A 17,581-nucleotide genomic window follows, 5' to 3' on the forward strand; every position below is an offset into this window, starting at 1 on the left:
GCCATGCTCACCTCCAGCGCTCTGGACTACCTCGGTCTGACCAAACAGTTCGGGCGCAAGGAGCTGGAGCTGTACAGCGCCGAGTTAAGCAAGCAATTGCCGGGGCTGTTCATTCACCTCAGTTCGGAGGTGCGCCAGAACCTACTTCCAGCGCATTGCCGAACTGGCGGCCCCCCCCCCTACAGCGCCGTACAGAACAACATGCGCAGCCTTGAGCCAGTTCTGCTGAGTATCGAGCAGGACGTGCAGAACAAACTGGCTACAGTGTCGCCCTCCAAGAGCAGGCCGAGCACAACACTGGATCTTTCCTTACCGACCCAATCAACCCAGTAGTCCCAGCTCGTTGGCTTTGGCCACAGCCTGGGTACGGCGCTCCACCCCCAGCTTGCTGTTGATATGGCGGGCATGGGTTTTAACGGTATGCAGGGAGATAAACAGCTTGTCGCTGATCTCCTGATTCGAACAGCCCTCGGCAATCAACTGCAACACCGACAACTCTCGGCTGCTCAACGCTTCGATCAGATCTGATTCTGCTGGGCAGAGCGTGACCGACGCAGGAGTCTCAACCTGTGGCAGCAGCGCAAGCAGATCATTCACCTGTGGGCTCGCATCCAACAGCTGCAACTGGTGGCGCAGCCAGTGTGGTTGCTCCCTCAACAACTCAGCGAATGGCAGCAAGCCACCAGCACCTGCCGCTTGAATCGCACTGCGCACTTGGTAGCAAGCCTCCTCTTCACGCCCCCTGTGCAACAGCAACCGGGTCAGTTGAGCCTGTGCGGCTGCAGCAATCAACCCGCCGCCATCACTCTGCCCCTGCTGAATAACCCCTTTCAGACGCAGCTCAGCTTTCTCATAGTCGCCCGACAAGCACTCATGGGCGGCTAACAGTATCTGAATGTGCTGGGTGATCTGCGGGTGAAACTCCGGTGCTGCCGCAGCCTGCTGACCACAGTAAGCCAATAGCATCCGCTTGAGCCAAGCCCCGGCCAGCTCAACCTGCCCCTGGCGTAACCACAACTCACACTTGACCACGGTAATCATGGCCAGGTGATAAACCGGCGGAACGTCCCAGATGTGCATCAGGCGCTCAACCTCAGCCAGGTAGTTAAAGGCATGGCTGAGATTGCCGCAGCGATCTTCCAGATGCGCCAGCACGCAGTACCCCAGCAACACACTGATGTCGCGGCAGGCTCGAGCCTCAGCAATCCCTGTCTGCAAGCGCTCCCGTGCCTGCTGCGGTTGCAGGCGCAGGCTCAGTAAGTAGCCTTCATAGATCGTCAACCGAGCCCGCACGGCGTAATGGCGATGTGCGGATAAACGTGCCAAGCATTGCAGGCCGGCCTGCACCTCCTGCAGCGCACGTAACACCTCTCCACGAGCCTGTAGTACGCGCGCCCGGTCGTAATGGGCCAACCCTTCGAATAGCGGATTACTCACCCGCTGCGCCAGCTCCAGCGCATCGCGATTAAGCCCCCTGGCTCGCCACAAATCACCTTGTACAACGGCCAGATTAGACAAGGTGGAGAGGCACATCAGGCGTTGGCCATAGCGCTCTGGCGGCAGGCAGCTAAGGGCTTCAGTGCAATAACTGCGCGCCTTATTTGTATCGCCACGGCCCCTGGCAATCACACCGCTGAGGGCCAGCCACTGAGCCTTTAAACTCTCGTGTTCGGAGCGATCACGGCCAGGTAAAAAGCGGTCCAGCCTTGCCAGCAAATCCTCAGCAGCATCCAGTTGGCAGGCCATGGTCAAAGCCCAGCTGTACATCAAAATTAAACGCGGAGTGCTAATCAGCAGGCTGTCGGGCAAGTCCATCTTCCAACGCAGCAGGGTCGCCACATTTTGCTCACCAAGGAGCTGATCCTCGGATAGATTCTGTACTAGGTTCGCCGCCACATCTGGTTGACCTGCCCTTAATGCCTGCTCAATCGCCTCATCCAGCAATCCCTGGCTGCTGAACCAGCGACAGGCCCGTAGATGCAAGCTAGCTGTAGGCTGCAGGCGACAGCGCAACAAATCAGAGAACAAATGGTGGTAGCGAAACCACTTACCCTGCTCATCCAAAGGCACCAAAAAGACCTGATGCGCCTGCAAGTGCCGAATGATCGCAGCACTGTCAGAAGCATCCCGCAATGCATCACACAGCTCTGCACAAAAGCGCTCCTGGCTGGCCGTCTGGTATAGAAAAGTCTGTACCTCTGCTGGCTGGCGCTCAATAACCTCCTCCAGCAAATAATCATGAATCAGCCCATCCCCGGCCTGCATATGATCCGGTAACTTATCCTTGTCACAAGCCTCACCAGCCGCCAACGCCCACAGACGCAGCCCAGCAACCCAACCTTCACTACGTTGCAGCAGAATGGCCCGATCTTCAGCGGGCAAATCCCGCCCCTGCAACGCCAACAGTTGAGTACATTCGTCATCGGTCAGGCGTAAGTCCTGCTCGTTCAACTCCAGCAATTGCCGGGTCAGGCGCAGGCGGGCGAAATGCCAATCGGGACGTTGTCGGCTGGTCACCAGTATGGCTAATCCGGCGGGCAGGTGATTCAGTAAAAACTGCAAGCAGCGATCGAGTACCGGCCCCTGAGCCAAGTGGTAATCATCTAGCACGAGCAGCAGCGGCTGCTCCGCATTGTTCCTTGTACTCAGATCATCCAGCAGATCATCCATCCACTGCTCGAAGGCAAAAGGCTGGTGTCGCTGTCGCAAGCGCAGCAGGGATAACGCATCGTGCCCGACGCCGGGGAAAAACTCTTGCAAGCCAACGACCAGACGGTCAAGGAATCGGCCAGGCTCGCTATCGCGTGCACTTAGCCCCAGCCACAGCGTCTGCCACTGCGTAGGCAAATGTTCACAGAACTCAATGGCCAGTGAACTTTTTCCAAAACCCGCCGGGGCACAAATCAGCAGCAACCGTCCGCTCAGGCCTTGCAGCAAATGCTCACACAAGCGTGGGCGAGGCACATAACCGGCCGGCAAAGGTGGTCGATAGTATGGACTACCCAAATAATTGGTCCCTGACATTGCTGTTCCCGAAGTTCGTGACAGATCTGGCATCAACCTCTTCCTGTGGCGATCGTGCTAAACACATCCAGAATCAGCACAGACTATCGGTTTGGCTTGGTCATTTGAATACCCTAGATCCAAAAATCAATGGCATTAGGCCACTATAGAATTATAAATAACTGCAAAATCAACAAAAAAAAACCGGCCCCTGAGGGCCGGTTCTTGTTGATGCTACAGACTGCTTAACGAACACCCGCCTGACGCAGCGCTGCCGGGGTGTAGTCGCTTTCCTTAGCCGGGTAGTCATAAACGTAGGAGCTCTTCTCCTCGTTTTTCATACCCAAAGCCAAGTAACGGCCGGAGAGCAGGTCATAAAGCGTTTCTACGCTGTACCAAGGCACTTGCTTGTCGTAGTAGTACTGAGAGTGAGCCTCAGCCACACGCCACAAGGTGCCACGACCGTCGTAATGATCGATCTGGGCGGCTTGCCAGGTATCTTCGTCGATGAAGAAGTCACGCTTGGCATAGATGTGGCGCTCACCCGCTTTCAGGGTGGCAGTAACATGCCATACGCGGTGCAACTCGTAACGAGTCAGGTCCTGGTTGATATGACCTGCCTTGACGATCTCGCTGTATTTCAACTTCGGCGAATCGAGGCGGTAGCTGTTGTAAGGAATATAGATTTCCTTCTTGCCATTGAGCTGCCAATCGTAACGATCTGGTGCACCGTTAAACATGTCGAAGTTGTCGGAAGTACGCAGGCCATCTGCCGCAGTACCTGGACCGTCATAGGACACCTGCGGTGCACGACGTACACGACGCTGACCGGCGTTGTACAGCCATGCCAGACGTGGCTCCTTAACCTGATCCAGTGTTTCGTGTACCAGCAGCACGTTACCGGCCAGACGCGAAGGCGCAGTTACACGCTGCTTGAAGTAGAACAGCACGTTACTGGGTTTGCTGGCATCAACGTCTTTCAGCGCACCACGGAAGGTGAACTCGTCCTGGAAATAAACCAGGCTATAAGAGCCGTTTGGTTGTGGGGTAGCCTGGGTTACCAGACGCTTCACACTGCCGCCGCGATAACGCGTGATGTGGTTCCAAATCGCCTCTAAACCGTCCTTTGGAATCGGGAACGGGTTGGCCTGATCAAAGTTCTCCAGACCATTACCACCGGCAATCAGCTTGGTGTTGACCGCGTTCTTCTTGGTCGCCTCGATGATGAAGTCCGGCACAGTTGCAGTACGGTGAGTCTTAAACACCGGCATGCGGTACGTTTCTGGGTAACGCTTAAACATGGCCAACTGACCCGGAGTCAGCTTGTCCTTGTATTGATCAGCGTTCTGCGCGGTGATGGTGAACAGCGGCTGCTCATTCGGGAACGGATCTGCCAAGAAACCGGCAGCGTCAACTGCCCCTGCATTACGAGGCAAGCCACCCGTCCACTCTGGAATAGTGCCATCTGCATTACCGGCCTTTTCCGCACCCAGCGGCGTCAGGCTGGTTCCAAGCTTGGCCGCTTCATCCGGCGAAACAGCAGCCATTACGCTGCTTGCCATCAGCGAAAGAGCCAAGGCGCCGGTTTGCAGCAGGTTTATTGTTCTTTTCATCTGCATATTCTTCCTCTGAAAATTCTGACGACTTAGAAGTTCACGCCAAAGCTGAGCGCAACAAAATCGCGATCATCAACGGTCGAGTACTTACCATCAAAGAAGTTGGTGTAGCTCAGGCTGGCGGTATAAGTGTTTTGGTACTCGGCATCCAGCCCCAGGCTGACAGCCTTACGTCCCTCTTCAAAGTTACCGCCTGGGCCAGGCGAGTAGCCTTCAACGTCGTGGGACCATGCCACACTCGGCTTGAGGTTCACACCAGCAAACACATCCGGATATTCCCAGATCGCACGGGCGCGATAGCCCCAGGAGTTAGCAGTGGTGAAGCCATCGCGGTCACAGGCCTTAGCCAGCATATTGGCGCTGCTCTTACCACCCGCAGTTGCAGCGTTAACCGGTCCGCACATATCACCGGCAGTGCCGAAGATTGGGTCGCGGCCATAGCGCAGGTCACTGGAGCTTTCCAGACCGCCCACATGGGTCCAGCCAATTTCACCTACCAAGGTCAACCGAGACGCGCCCATGACTTGGTCGAAGAAGTGAGTAAAGGTGGTTTGAACCTGTGTGATTTCTTTACGGCGGTAACCGTGCAGCATGCCTTCCGAGTCTGGCCCCAGAGGCGAAACGTTGGCGTAAGGCTTAAAGCCGCCCATATCCAATGACTTCAAACCTGCGTAAAGAACGTCTGTAGTGGTCAATTGAACAGGAGCGTTTGGCCGGTAACTGATTTCACCACTCCAGGCTGTACCGGTAGGCAATGTGGTGGAGAAACTTAATCCATATAGACGGATATCTTCTGGGTACTCCAAGAAATAACCGCCGTTAGCTGCCATCGCCAAAGCACCCGCTTGTGCGCCTCGAGTGCCACCCAAAGCAGACGCGATGGTGTTAACCGCATTGATTGCCTGCGGGCTTGCATTCACGCCGCTGAAAATCGGCAAGCGGCTGTGATAGTTCATGAAGTACGCACCGAACTCAGTGTCCAACGGCTCGTACATATAGCGGAAAGCAAGGCCCCATTGACCACTATCGCGCGCGTCTTTATCACCGTAGCGATTAACAATTGCCCCCTCAGAGGTGCCGGCAATGGGATTCCCGCCAAGAAGATCCAGATAGCTGTTAAGTAGACCGAGCGTGCTAGCATCAGGCATCGAGAGCACATTCAAGTTAGTGGTGCAGCCATCCGCAACGATATCCCCTTGGGAGAAGAACGTGCTGCAGTTATCAACGATGGTTTGGTCCCATTCCAACTGGTAAAAAGCCTCAGCCGACAAATTCTCTGTCAGGCTCTGGGACACATAGAACATGTTGACCGGAATCAGGCCTTCTTTGATTTCAGCACCCGGGCGGCGGAATGCAGAAACATCAACTGGGTTGATGGCGTTAATGCCATTCTGAATAAAAGTACTTTCCCCCCAGCTCACGACTTGCTTACCCAGACGCACAGAGCCTGGTTGATCGCCAATGTTGTAATTGTGATAGACAAAGGCGTCGAGAATCTCTGCCCCAGAAGACTGAGCACCTTCCTTGCGGTTGTGGTCGCTGATGTCCTTGAACTCGCGATTCTCATCTTTCAGCTCAAAGTCGTACCAGTATTTGCCACGAACAAATACACCGGTATCGCCATATTTGAGCTCAAGGTCATGGATACCCTTGAAGATTTTCGAGAAGGTTTTGCCACGCTTAAAGTTCAGGTGACCATCGTCAGAAGTTTGCGATAAGCCTCGGCCACCATTGTTTACGCCGATTAGATCCTTGTTGGCCTTGGCGGTAGACCAGCTGGCCCCTACTGATAAGGAGGAGTCGAACTGACCTTCGATTTCACCAATGTTAAACGTCACACCGAACGCTGGTGCAGCGAGTGTAGAAGCCAAGCTGACTGCCAGCGGCAATTTCGCCAGGCGCCAGGTCTGTTTTGTTTTTGTCATCGACGCGACTCCATGTGATTTTTTGTTATGGATGATGCGAACTATAGCCAGCGTTGTGTACCACACGATCCCTCTAAAGTGTGATTTTCAAAAACCAATCACTTTGACCTGCCAGTTTCGACTGTTCCTAACTTCAGGTAGCGCTGGATATTGCTCAGGGAGCAATTAACACGCCAACCCAAATTGTGACCAATTAGTCATTTAAGGCACTATCAGCCACTACAGTCCCCCACCTTTAAAACGCCTTTCAGCGCTTACATAAGAACGAATTTAACCCACTGTTTTTAAAGGTTAAATTTCATACCAATTGATTTATTTATACTCCATACATAGTTCTAGCTCATTCGAATGAATATTGCTTAAACCGTGGATAAAAAAGGACTTCCTGTAGCCTGCCACTGAACAATATCCAGACGGATGCGTTTCTTATCCAGCTTACCGACACTGGTCTTGGGAACTTCGGTAACAAGTGCAATTTGAGAGGGTATCGCCCACTTATTAATACAGCCCTGATCAACAAAAGGCTTCAGGTGCTCTTTTAGACTTTTAGCGGTTAAGGTCTGCCCTTCATGAACGACCAGCAGAGCAAATGGGCGCTCCCCCCACTGAGGATCAGGAACACCAACAACAGCGACTTCACGCACGGCAGGGTGCCGGCTAATCAAGTCCTCCAACTCAAGTGAAGAAACCCACTCGCCGCCTGTTTTAATCACATCCTTAATTCGATCCCGGATGTCGATAAAACTGAAATCATCAATCGTTGCAACATCTCCTGTGTGCAACCAGCCGTGCTGCCACAGTTCTGCGCCCTTCTGCGGCTCGCGGAAGTATCCCTGGGTCAGCCAGGGCGCACGCAAGACCAGTTCCCCCTGAGTTATTCCATCTTGGGGTAGCAAAGTCCCGTCTGACGACATAATCGCTGCTTCCACCAAAGGCACTGGTACACCAGCTTTAATACGGTAACTGATGCGCTCGTCATCACTGCTGCCCAACAGCTCCTCGTTTATATGGGCACAAGAAATCAACGGACAGGTTTCCGACATGCCATAAGCAGCGGTCAGTTGAATGCCCTGGCTGAGCGCCCTTTCATACAACGTTCTGTTGAGGGCACTGCCTCCGATAATCACCTTCCAGCCAGAAAAATCCTGCGCCTGAGCGCCCTTAGCGTTGAGCACCATTTGCAAAATGGTCGGTACACAGTGGGAAAAGGTCACATGCTCATCACGCCACAGCTGAAGCAGCAACTCTGGTTCGTAACGACCGGGATAGACCTGTTTTAGACCGAGCATGGTCGCAACGTAGGGAATTCCCCAAGCATGTACGTGGAACATTGGTGTAATGGGCATATACACATCATCGGTGCCCATCAGACGGATGCTGTCCAAGCTGCCCAGCACACTGGCTTCGGCCAGGGTATGCAGGACCAACTGTCGATGGCTGAAATACACCCCCTTCGGGTTGCCGGTTGTACCGGTTGTGTAAAAGGTGGTGGCTATGGAGTTCTCGTCGAAATCCTCAAAGTCATACTGCGCGCTAGCGGCAGCCAGTAGATGTTCGTACTCGCCCTCCAAATTCAGCAGATCGGCTGTCTTATCTGCCGCATCTGTCAACAGAATGGTTTTTTCCACCGTTTTGAGTTGCGGCTCAATGCTTTTGTACAGCGGCACAAACTCACTGTTGACCAGCACCACCTTATCTTCGGCGTGATTCATGGTGTAGAGAATCTGATCAGCAGACAGCCGAATGTTGATGGTGTGCAAGACCGCGCCAATCATGGGGATCGCAAACATACACTCCAAATAACGATGGCTGTCCCAATCCATCACGGCCACGGTGTCACCGGCTTTCACACCTGCCTGAGTCAGCACATTGGCCAGTCGAGCGATGCGCTCATTGAGCGTGACGTAGTCATATCGAACCAGATCGCGGTAGACGATTTCACGGGTTCTTTCGTAACGCACACCTGACAGAAGCAGGCGTTTGATCAACAAAGGAGCTTGGTGGGCGTGGTCAGCCGGGGCTATCAGGCGGGTCTGAAGCATGGCGATTCCTATTATTGGTGTTATCGGATGACGTCCAATCTAGTGACCTAGCTGTTGCGCACAATCAGCCCAAAGGATGATTTTGACGTTTTCCCTTTGGCCACTTCCCATCCCGCAGTAGAATTGACACAACTCACCCTTCGGTGAATGACATAACAAGAAGGAGTAAACGATGTCCGATATCGTAATCGTCAGCGGCGCACGCACCCCAATGGGCGGCTTCCAAGGCAGCCTTGGCGGTGTTCCAGCGGTGGATCTGGGAGCCGCCGCCATCCGCGCAGCCGTCGAACGTGCGGGTATTACCCCGGCGGATGTTCAGGAAGTCATCATGGGGTGTGTACTGCCCGCGGGTCTTAAACAAGGCCCGGCACGTCAAGCCTCGCTGAACGCTGGGCTGCCAGCCGCCACTGGATGCACCACCATCAACAAACTGTGTGGCTCCGGCATGAAGGCGGTAATGATGGCCCACGACATGCTCAAAGCAGGCACCAATCAGGTGATGATTGCCGGCGGTATGGAAAGCATGTCTAACGCGCCATACGTCGTGACCAAAGCCCGTAGCGGCCTGCGCATGGGCCACGGTGATATCAAAGACCACATGTTCCTCGACGGTCTGGAAGATGCCCGTACTGGCCGCCTGATGGGCTCTTTTGCTCAGGAAACAGCCGACAAATACGGTGTTACCCGTGAGCAGATGGACGCCTACGCTATTGAGTCGCTCAAGCGTGCTCAGGCCGCCATTGCCAACGGTTCTCTGGACGCCGAAATCATCCCAATCACGGTCAGCACCCGTAAGGGCGACGTGGTAGTGAAAGATGATGAGCAGCCCCTGACCGCGAACCTGGACAAGATTCCAAGCCTGAAACCGGCTTTCAGCAAAGACGGCACCATCACCGCCGCCAATGCCAGCTCCATCTCCGACGGTGCCTCAGCGCTGCTGCTGATGACCGCTGAAGAGGCCGCCAAACGTGGCCTTAAGCCCCTGGCTAAAATCGTCGCCCACGCGACCCAAAGCCAAGACCCAAGCGAATTCACCATCGCCCCGATCGGCTCAATCAGCACTCTGCTGAAAAAGACCGGCTGGAACAAAGACGACGTTGACCTGTTTGAAATCAACGAAGCCTTTGCCATGGTGACCATGCTGGCCATGCGTGAACATGGCTTGGATCACGCCAAAGTAAATATCTATGGCGGCGCCTGCGCTCAGGGCCATCCGGTCGGTTCCACCGGCTCACGGATTATCCTGACCCTGATCAACGCGCTGAAAAACACCGGCGGCAAGCGCGGTATCGCCTCGCTGTGCATCGGGGGTGGTGAAGCCACTGCAGTGGCTGTAGAGCTTCTGTGATGAGTCACTACGCACGGTAACGTTGCTGTTACCACTGTTACGGGCCAGCCTTATGCTGGCCCGTTTCGTATCAGATACCGATTTTGTCCAATGCCTTGCTCATCTTGCGCCAGAAGCTGGCTGCATGCGCTCCGTCTCACCACTGGCGGCCACCTGTTCGAACGGCTGGATTTCATGGGTACGGGCAATTTCTTCAGCCGCAACCTGTGCCCAAACCAGCGTAATGTGGGCGATCGCAACACTTACTGAGCATCTGTAGATGCACTCGCGCAGACCATATCCATGAATGTCGCTACAATTCTTCGCTCGCTCTGCTCACGAAGGCACACCAGCGTTTCAGTCATGTGCCGCTTAGCGTCCAGAATAGGCAATACGTGTACCTGATGGTCGGGGCCAATTTCAGCCGCCGAGACGATACCCACGCCCAAGCCGGCAGCCACGAGTTCAAACACCCCTTCTCGGCCCTCAACCTCAATGATTGGGCTTAAGCCAAGATCCGCCTCCTGCATGTCATCCTCAATCAGCTGCCTCGTCATCGAGCCCTGCTCTCGCAGCACAAGTGCCGCATCTGCCAGATCGCTCAAATGAATAGACGTGCGCTTCGACCACGGATGAGAGGGCGACACAAAGGCCACCAACGGAGATCGGCTCAACACATGGCTGAGCAGCCGATCATCATCCACGGGGCGCCCTAAGACAGCAAAATCAGCCTTGTACTCAAATAACCGAGCCAGGGCCTCATCCGTATTGCCGGTGACCAAAGTGAAGCGGATGCCCGGATACAGCTCGTTGAAGCGCGCAATGTACGGCAACAAGTGCAGCGAAGAATCCACCGCCAACGTCAACCGCCCAGACTGCAGCGCTTTAGCGCTGGCCAACAGCTCCTTAGCCTCAACCTCAACGGCGTACAGACGCTTAGTAATACCCAGCAGCTGCTCCCCTAACTCTGTCAGCTGAACCGAACGCTTGTTGCGATGAAACAGCAACACACCGTACTTCTCTTCCAGCTTGCGAACCTGATCGGAGACCGCAGGCTGACTCAAAAACAGGCGCTCTGCAGCACGGGTGAAACTGCCATGAATGGCAACAGCGTGGAAAGCGCGTAATTGCGAAGAGGATATCGACATTGGCATCTCGACTTATAAGCTGAACTTAATTCAGAAATACGATAAATCGATTTAAATTATCAAACTTTTTTTGCTCATATACCTGCAACGCGACACCCGTCGCCCAACCGAATGTACAGGAGATGATCATGAGCAAGGCCGAATTCCCCTCCACCTCCAAACCGCTGCCTGCACCGGCAATGGGCGAACCCTTCCTGCTGACTCCAGGCCCACTGACAACGTCGCTTGAAACCAAACAAGCCATGCTGCGTGACTGGGGCTCGTGGGATGCTGACTTCAACAAAGCAACGGCAGAAATTCGCCAGCAGCTGGTCCAAATGGCCGGCGTAAACGATGACAGCTACACCTGCGTCCCGCTTCAGGGCAGTGGCACCTTCTCTGTAGAGGCCGCACTGGCAACTGCTATCGCACGTGATGGTAAGGCCCTGCTGCTCATGAATGGTGCTTACGGTAAGCGTGCAGCTCAAACCCTGGACTACCTCAATCGCCAGTACATCTTTTTAGACAAAGGCGACTACCTGCCGCCACAGCCCGATGAAGTCGCTGAAATCCTGGACAAGAACCCTGATATCACCGACGTATTCTTGGTCCATTGCGAAACCAGCTCAGGCATCCTGAACCCACTTAAAGCCATCGCCGATGTCGTTAAATCCCGTGGCAAAGGCCTGATCGTCGATGCGATGAGCTCTTTTGGCGCCGTACCGGTGACCGTTGATGAAGTGCCTTTCGACGTCTTGGTGTCCTCCGCCAACAAATGCATCGAAGGTATCCCAGGCTTTGGCTTTGTGATCATCCGCCGCAGCTTGCTGGAGCAAGCACAAGGCCGCGCCCACTCCCTGAGCCTCGACCTGCTTGAGCAATGGCGCTATATGGAACGCACAGGCCAATGGCGCTTCACTCCGCCGACACACAGCGTAGTGGCGTTCCATAAAGCCCTTGAGCAGCACGCTGCTGAAGGCGGTGTTGCCGGTCGCCACGCTCGCTACAGCAACAACCGCGACACACTGGTCGCAGGCATGCGTGCCATGGGCTTCGAGACCCTGCTGGAGGATGCATGGCTGTCCCCAATCATCACCACGTTCTTCTGCCCAGCACATCCGAACTTCCAGTTCAAGCGTTTCTATGACGAGCTCAAAGCCCGCAACTTCATTATTTACCCGGGCAAATTGACCATCGCCGAAAGCTTCCGTATCGGCTGCATTGGCCAGATTGACGAAGCGATCGTGAATCAACTGCTTAATGCTATTAAACAGTCCCTGCATGTCATGGGCGTGGATGATTGCAGCCCGGCAGAAATAACTAAAGCGTCATAAAAGGACATGCTGCCCCTGCGTGCAGCATTGATCACGCCGTCTGGTTAACCCCTGACGGCGTAGGATCCGGTACGGATACGTTTCAGAAGTGCTTTCACAAAAACAACAACGACTGGTCAATGCCAGTCGGCCACTTCACCAGAGAGATCCAGTCCATGAATCAGAACCTGGGATCAGCAGTTCTTACCCAAGGATTTAATTCGATACACCGTTGGCGCTGGCAGATTTTCGCTATCACGTGGATAGCTTATGCAGCGTTCTATTTCACGCGTAAAGCTTTCTCGGTTGCGAAGCTTGGGATCGGTGATGACCCCAACTTCCCTCTCGATAAAGAGATGATGGCCAACCTCGACGCTCTTTATCTTGGGGCTTACGCCATCGGGCAATTTACCTGGGGCATTGTCGCGGACCGCTTTGGCGCACGCGTCGTTGTTCTTGGCGGTTTGATCATTTCTGCCGTTGCTGCACTGCTTATGGGCACCTTTGCCACTCTGCCAATCTTCGTAACTTGCATGATTGTTCAGGGGCTTGCGCAATCAACCGGCTGGTCCGGCTTGTGTAAAAACATTGGCAGTTTCTTTGCGACGAAAGAGCGCGGCAGGGTTCTGGGTTTCTGGAGCAGCTGCTACGCATTTGGTGGGCTGGTAGCCTCTCCATTCGCTGGCTGGTGGGCGTATCAGGTGTATGGCGACTGGCGTGCTGCCTTCATTTCCAGCGCTGTCGTCGTCCTCATTGTTGCGGTGTTGTTTTTCCTCTTCCAGCGCAACACCCCGGCAGACGTAGGCCTGCCTCCTGTCGAAGAGGTGACTGATGAGCACACGTCAGCAGGTCAGCCGTCCCCTGGCTTCGTTCAAAGTCTCAAGACCATTCTTAAAAACAGGACGGTACTGGTACTGGGGCTGGCTTACTTCCTGCTCAAGCCTGCTCGCTACGCCATTCTGTTCTGGGGCCCGGTCATGGTCTATGAGCGCATGCCTGATATCGGCAAAGTTGCGGCAGCCATCGTCCCGACCTCGTTTGAAATCGCGGGTTTGGTAGGCCCTGTGCTGATCGGCCTGATGTCAGACAAGTTGTTTGGCGCCCGCCGCTTCCCTGCTTGCGTCATCAGCCTGCTTGTACTGACTGCCTGCCTGGCACTATTCGTGCCCACCATGCAAAGCGGCAGTGTGTACTTGGTTGTGGGTCTGCTGTTCATGATGGGCCTGACCCTCTACGGCCCTGACGCAATGATCAGCGGAGCAGCCGCCATCGACTTTGGCAAAGGCACTGCGGGCACCGCCACCGGCTTCGTAAATGGTTGCGGCTCGGTAGGCGCCATCTTAGGCGGCCTGCTGCCTGGCTACTTCGACACTGAAACCGTATTCGTCGTCTTCACGGCAACCGCACTGTTCGCCACCGTGATCATGATCCCTTACTGGAACCGCCGCCCTGACAGCCCTAAAACGGCATCAATCAAGGCATAACCCTCTATTTCACTGACCTTTAATTGGAGTTATTCACATGAATTATCAGTACCCAACCCGTCTGCAAGCCGCAATCCTTGATTGGGCTGGCACCGTAGTCGACTTCGGATCCTTCGCACCTACCCAGATCTTCGTAGAAGCCTTCGGTGAGTTTGGCGTTGAAGTTAGCCTCGCTGAAGCACGCGGCCCAATGGGCATGGGCAAGTGGGATCACATCCGCACCCTGTGTGACATCCCGGCTATCGCTGAACGCTATCGCGCCAAGTTCGGTCGCACGCCGACTGATGATGATGTAACTGCGATCTACGAGCGCTTCATGCCACTGCAGATCGAAAAGATTGCCGAGCACTCCGCGCTGATTCCAGGTGCCTTGGACGCCATTGCGACCCTGCGCGAAAAGGGCCTGAAAATTGGCACCTGCTCGGGTTATCCGGCAGTGGTCATGGCCAAAGTTGTGGAACTGGCGAAAACCAACGGCTACAACCCGGATTACGTCGTTGCCACTGATGAAGTGCCCAACGGCCGCCCTCACCCGGCGCAATCGCTGGCCAACGTCATCGCTCTGGGCATCAGTGATGTTGCAGCGTGCGTGAAGGTCGACGACACCTGGCCAGGCATTCTGGAAGGTCGCAGCGCCGGTATGTGGACCGTCGCCCTGACCTGCTCTGGTAACGCCCTGGGCCTGACTTATGACGAGTACAAAGCTCTCCCCAGAGAAGCTGGCGCAAGAACGCAGCCGCATTGCCAATATGCTGGAAGGTTCCCGCCCGCATTACATGATCGATACCATTGCTGAGCTGCCGGCAGTTATTGACGACATCAATGCGCGACTGGCGCGTGGTGAAACCCCACAAGCATCCTGATTCTGGGGCAGATAGCGGATGGTTGCGTGACCATTCGCTATCACCACAAGACCGTACAAAAACCTATAAGAGGTCAGTCCTATGATTTATGCAAAACCAGGTACTCAAGGCGCACTACTCACACTCAAACCGCGCTATGGCAACTACATCAATGGCGAATTCGTCGCTCCGGTAAACGGTGTTTATTTCACCAACACCAGCCCGGTTGATGGTTCGGTCATCGGTGAATTCCCGCGTTCCGACCGTGACGATATCGAGCGGGCGCTGGATGCTGCTCACGCCGCGGCAGACGCCTGGGGCCGTACTTCGGTTCAGGAGCGTTCCCACATCCTGCTGAAAATCGCTGACCGCATTGAGCAGAACCTGGAGCTGCTAGCTGTTACTGAAACCTGGGACAACGGTAAGCCGGTTCGCGAAACCCTTAACGCCGACATCCCGCTGGCGGCTGACCACTTCCGTTATTTCGCTGGCTGCCTGCGCGCTCAAGAAGGCTCCACTGCCGAAATCAACGACACCACTGCGGCCTACCACTTCCACGAGCCTCTGGGCGTTGTTGGCCAGATCATTCCGTGGAACTTCCCGCTGCTGATGGGCGCATGGAAACTGGCGCCGGCCCTGGCTGCCGGTAACGCCATCGTGCTCAAGCCTGCTGAACAAACTCCGCTGGGCATCACCGTACTGATGGAGCTGATCGGTGACCTGCTGCCAAAAGGCGTACTGAACGTGGTGCAAGGCTTTGGCCGCGAAGCCGGTGAAGCGCTGGCCACCAGCAAGCGTATCGCCAAAATCGCCTTCACCGGTTCCACGCCGGTTGGCTCGCACATCATGAAGTGCGCTGCTGAGAACATCATTCCGTCGACTGTAGAGCTGGGCGGCAAGTCGCCGAACATCTTCTTCGAAGACATCATGAAAGCTGAGCCTGCCTTCATCGAGAAAGCAGCTGAGGGTCTGGTTCTGGCCTTCTTCAACCAAGGTGAAATCTGCACCTGCCCGTCCCGTGCACTGGTTCAAGAATCGATCTTCGAACCGTTCATGAACGAAGTGATGAAGAAGATCAAACAGATCAAGCGCGGCAACCCGCTGGACACCGACACCATGGTCGGCGCACAGGCGAGCCAGCAGCAGTTCGACAAGATCATGTCCTACTTCGAGATCGCTCAGCAGGAAGGTGCCGAGCTGCTCACCGGTGGCGGCGCAGAGAAACTGGAAGGCAGCCTGGCAACGGGTTACTACATCCAGCCGACCCTGCTCAAAGGCCACAACAAAATGCGTATCTTCCAGGAAGAAATCTTCGGCCCGGTGGTCAGCGTTGCCACCTTTAAGGACGAAGCTGAAGCCCTGGCAATCGCTAACGACACTGAGTTCGGTCTGGGCGCCGGTGTGTGGACCCGCGACATCAACCGCGCGTACCGCATGGGTCGTGGTATCAAGGCCGGTCGTGTATGGACCAACTGCTACCACCTGTACCCGGCGCACGCCGCGTTCGGTGGCTACAAGAAATCTGGCGTAGGCCGCGAAACCCACAAGATGATGCTCGACCACTATCAGCAAACCAAAAACCTGCTGATCAGCTACGACATCAACCCACTGGGTTTCTTCTAACTCCCCTTGTTTTCCCGTTTGCGCGGCTTCGGCCGCGCTTTTTTTGAGCGGAAAGAAACTGGAGTGGCTATTTGCGTCGATCCAGCAGTTTAATCAACCACTGATCTAGCGCTCCCCAAATCCACTGTCGCAGGCGCAGCCACCGAGGCCGAGTTTTCCAGACAGCTCGGGTGATTTCTTTGCTATCAGCAAAGTCTCGCTTAAAACTCTCCGCCACACTGGCAGTGAAGTCTGCATCCAGCGCCTCGATATTGGCATCCAGATTAAAACGCAGATTCCAGTGATCGAAGTTGCAGGAGCCAACACTCACCCAGTCATCCACCAGCACCATTTTCAGATGCAGAAATCGTGGCTGGTACTCAAAAATGCGCACCCCAGCCTTAAGCAAGCTGCCGTAATAGCGCTGCCCGGCAAAACGCACCGGTGGGTGATCGGTATGCTGCCCGGTCAGTAGCAGGCAAACGTCCACGCCCCGCGCCGCCGCCTTTCGTAATCCACGACGAACTCGCAAGGTCGGCAGAAAATACGGGGTGGCCAACCAGACTCGGGTTCGGGCAAATTTCAGCGCCAGCAATAATGCCAGCAGGATGTCACGGTGTTGACTGCCATCGGCATACGCCACACGGCCTAAACCGGTCCGGCCACGGGGTAAAGCTGGCATATTCTTCAGCCGCATCGGCATCTTCGGACGCAGCGCCTGCAGGCTTTGGATCAGCTGGTACTCATGCCACTGGCGGTCAAACAGCAACTGCCAGTCCAGCACCAGCGCCCCCGTGACCTCAACCATGACTTCATGCCAGTCGCTGATAGGCGCTGACGGGTGCCAAAATTCATCGGTAGAACCGGTGCCGCCCACATAGGCGTATTGCCGATCAACCAGCAGTAACTTGCGGTGATCCCGATGAAAATTCAGACGCCCATCTTTCCAGCGCAGAGGGTTGTACCAGCGGACATCGACAGCCGCTTCATCTAAACGCAGACGGTCAGCGGCATTCAGTCCTTTACAGCCAAAGGCGTCGAACAAACAACGAACCCGCACACCCCGCTCAGCCGCTGCGCACAAGGCATCGAGCAGCGTCGTGGTGCACGCGCCGCTTTCCACTAAGTACAGCTCAAGGTCAATCAAACCTTGGGCAGCATGAATGCGCTCCAACATTCGTGGAAAAAACTGTGGACCATCTACCAGCAGCTCCAGTTTGTTATCCGCGCGCCAGGGGAAAACATCATGGGCCACAGCTGTTCACCTTACAGAATGATTCAACCACCATCGCGATCCTTC

At 55.1% G+C, this 17,581-nt stretch carries 11 protein-coding genes and 1 pseudogene; 6 read left to right on the forward strand and 6 right to left on the reverse strand.

What is annotated here, in order from left to right:
- Nucleotides 1-3: 3 nt before the first annotated feature.
- Nucleotides 4-333 (forward strand): hypothetical protein, encoded by a 330-nt coding sequence (locus WG219_16745; protein WXL24942.1) that lies wholly within the window; start codon nt 4-6, stop codon nt 331-333.
- Here WG219_16745 and WG219_16750 read toward each other — a convergent pair.
- The 4 genes from WG219_16750 to WG219_16765 all read right to left on the reverse strand — a co-directional run bounded on the left by WG219_16750 (nt 322) and on the right by WG219_16765 (nt 8,586).
- A complete protein-coding gene (locus WG219_16750) occupies nt 322-3,024 on the reverse strand; it encodes a LuxR C-terminal-related transcriptional regulator (GenBank protein ID WXL24943.1) in 2,703 nt (900 codons plus the stop codon). The two genes, WG219_16745 and WG219_16750, sit on opposite strands and share 12 nt — an antisense overlap.
- A 224-nt stretch (nt 3,025-3,248) precedes the next feature.
- Nucleotides 3,249-4,616, reverse strand: coding sequence for a DUF1329 domain-containing protein (locus tag WG219_16755; protein WXL24944.1), 1,368 nt, complete (start codon nt 4,614-4,616; stop codon nt 3,249-3,251).
- Between the two features lie 32 nt (nt 4,617-4,648).
- Nucleotides 4,649-6,544, reverse strand: a complete 1,896-nt coding sequence (locus tag WG219_16760; GenBank protein WXL24945.1) for a DUF1302 domain-containing protein — start codon at nt 6,542-6,544, stop codon at nt 4,649-4,651.
- A 359-nt stretch (nt 6,545-6,903) separates the two neighbouring features.
- The gene (locus WG219_16765; GenBank protein ID WXL24946.1) at nt 6,904-8,586 is read right to left on the reverse strand and encodes a fatty acid--CoA ligase; all 1,683 of its coding nucleotides are present in this window, start codon (nt 8,584-8,586) and stop codon (nt 6,904-6,906) included.
- 172 nt (nt 8,587-8,758) lie between these two features.
- Between WG219_16765 and WG219_16770 the strand changes: the two genes are divergently transcribed.
- Entirely contained in the window at nt 8,759-9,934 is a 1,176-nt protein-coding gene (locus WG219_16770; protein WXL24947.1) for an acetyl-CoA C-acyltransferase, read from the forward strand.
- 242 nt (nt 9,935-10,176) lie between these two features.
- On the opposite strand, the gene WG219_16775 is transcribed toward WG219_16770, so the two are convergent.
- Complete coding sequence (locus WG219_16775) at nt 10,177-11,061, reverse strand: LysR substrate-binding domain-containing protein (protein ID WXL24948.1); 885 nt, start codon at nt 11,059-11,061, stop codon at nt 10,177-10,179.
- 128 nt (nt 11,062-11,189) lie between these two features.
- Here WG219_16775 and WG219_16780 point away from each other — a divergent pair, with 128 nt between their 5' ends.
- The 4 genes and pseudogenes from WG219_16780 (at nt 11,190) to WG219_16795 (ending at nt 16,302) form a co-directional block, all read left to right on the forward strand.
- Nucleotides 11,190-12,374, forward strand: coding sequence for a 2-aminoethylphosphonate--pyruvate transaminase (locus tag WG219_16780; GenBank protein ID WXL24949.1), 1,185 nt, complete (start codon nt 11,190-11,192; stop codon nt 12,372-12,374).
- Nucleotides 12,375-12,529: 155 nt separating this feature from the next.
- Nucleotides 12,530-13,837, forward strand: a complete 1,308-nt coding sequence (locus WG219_16785) for an MFS transporter (GenBank protein ID WXL24950.1) — start codon at nt 12,530-12,532, stop codon at nt 13,835-13,837.
- Between the two features lie 37 nt (nt 13,838-13,874).
- Nucleotides 13,875-14,700: pseudogene (phnX, locus tag WG219_16790) on the forward strand (phosphonoacetaldehyde hydrolase).
- 81 nt (nt 14,701-14,781) lie between these two features.
- Nucleotides 14,782-16,302 carry an aldehyde dehydrogenase family protein gene (locus WG219_16795; GenBank protein WXL24951.1) on the forward strand — a complete coding sequence of 507 codons (1,521 nt, stop codon included), beginning with the start codon at nt 14,782-14,784 and terminating at the stop codon, nt 16,300-16,302.
- A 67-nt stretch (nt 16,303-16,369) separates the two neighbouring features.
- Here the strand turns inward: WG219_16795 and WG219_16800 are convergent, their stop codons facing one another.
- Nucleotides 16,370-17,536 (reverse strand): phosphatidylserine/phosphatidylglycerophosphate/cardiolipin synthase family protein, encoded by a 1,167-nt coding sequence (locus tag WG219_16800; protein ID WXL24952.1) that lies wholly within the window; start codon nt 17,534-17,536, stop codon nt 16,370-16,372.
- Between the last annotated feature and the right edge of the window lie 45 nt (nt 17,537-17,581).

This window comes from Pseudomonas mendocina (assembly GCA_037482215.1).
In the GTDB taxonomy this organism is placed as follows: Bacteria; Pseudomonadota; Gammaproteobacteria; order Pseudomonadales; family Pseudomonadaceae; genus Aquipseudomonas; species Aquipseudomonas mendocina_E.

What these genes read in the sequence shown, in the direction of transcription:
- WG219_16765 (WXL24946.1), bottom strand. Translation starts at nt 8,586, where the DNA reads ATGCTTCAGACCCGCCTGATAGCCCCGGCTGACCACGCCCACCAAGCT.
- WG219_16785 (WXL24950.1), top strand. Translation starts at nt 12,530, where the DNA reads ATGAATCAGAACCTGGGATCAGCAGTTCTTACCCAAGGATTTAATTCG.
- WG219_16750 (WXL24943.1), bottom strand. Translation starts at nt 3,024, where the DNA reads ATGTCAGGGACCAATTATTTGGGTAGTCCATACTATCGACCACCTTTG.
- WG219_16795 (WXL24951.1), top strand. Translation starts at nt 14,782, where the DNA reads ATGATTTATGCAAAACCAGGTACTCAAGGCGCACTACTCACACTCAAA.
- WG219_16775 (WXL24948.1), bottom strand. Translation starts at nt 11,061, where the DNA reads ATGTCGATATCCTCTTCGCAATTACGCGCTTTCCACGCTGTTGCCATT.
- WG219_16745 (WXL24942.1), top strand. Translation starts at nt 4, where the DNA reads ATGCTCACCTCCAGCGCTCTGGACTACCTCGGTCTGACCAAACAGTTC.
- WG219_16760 (WXL24945.1), bottom strand. Translation starts at nt 6,544, where the DNA reads ATGACAAAAACAAAACAGACCTGGCGCCTGGCGAAATTGCCGCTGGCA.
- WG219_16770 (WXL24947.1), top strand. Translation starts at nt 8,759, where the DNA reads ATGTCCGATATCGTAATCGTCAGCGGCGCACGCACCCCAATGGGCGGC.
- WG219_16780 (WXL24949.1), top strand. Translation starts at nt 11,190, where the DNA reads ATGAGCAAGGCCGAATTCCCCTCCACCTCCAAACCGCTGCCTGCACCG.
- WG219_16755 (WXL24944.1), bottom strand. Translation starts at nt 4,616, where the DNA reads ATGAAAAGAACAATAAACCTGCTGCAAACCGGCGCCTTGGCTCTTTCG.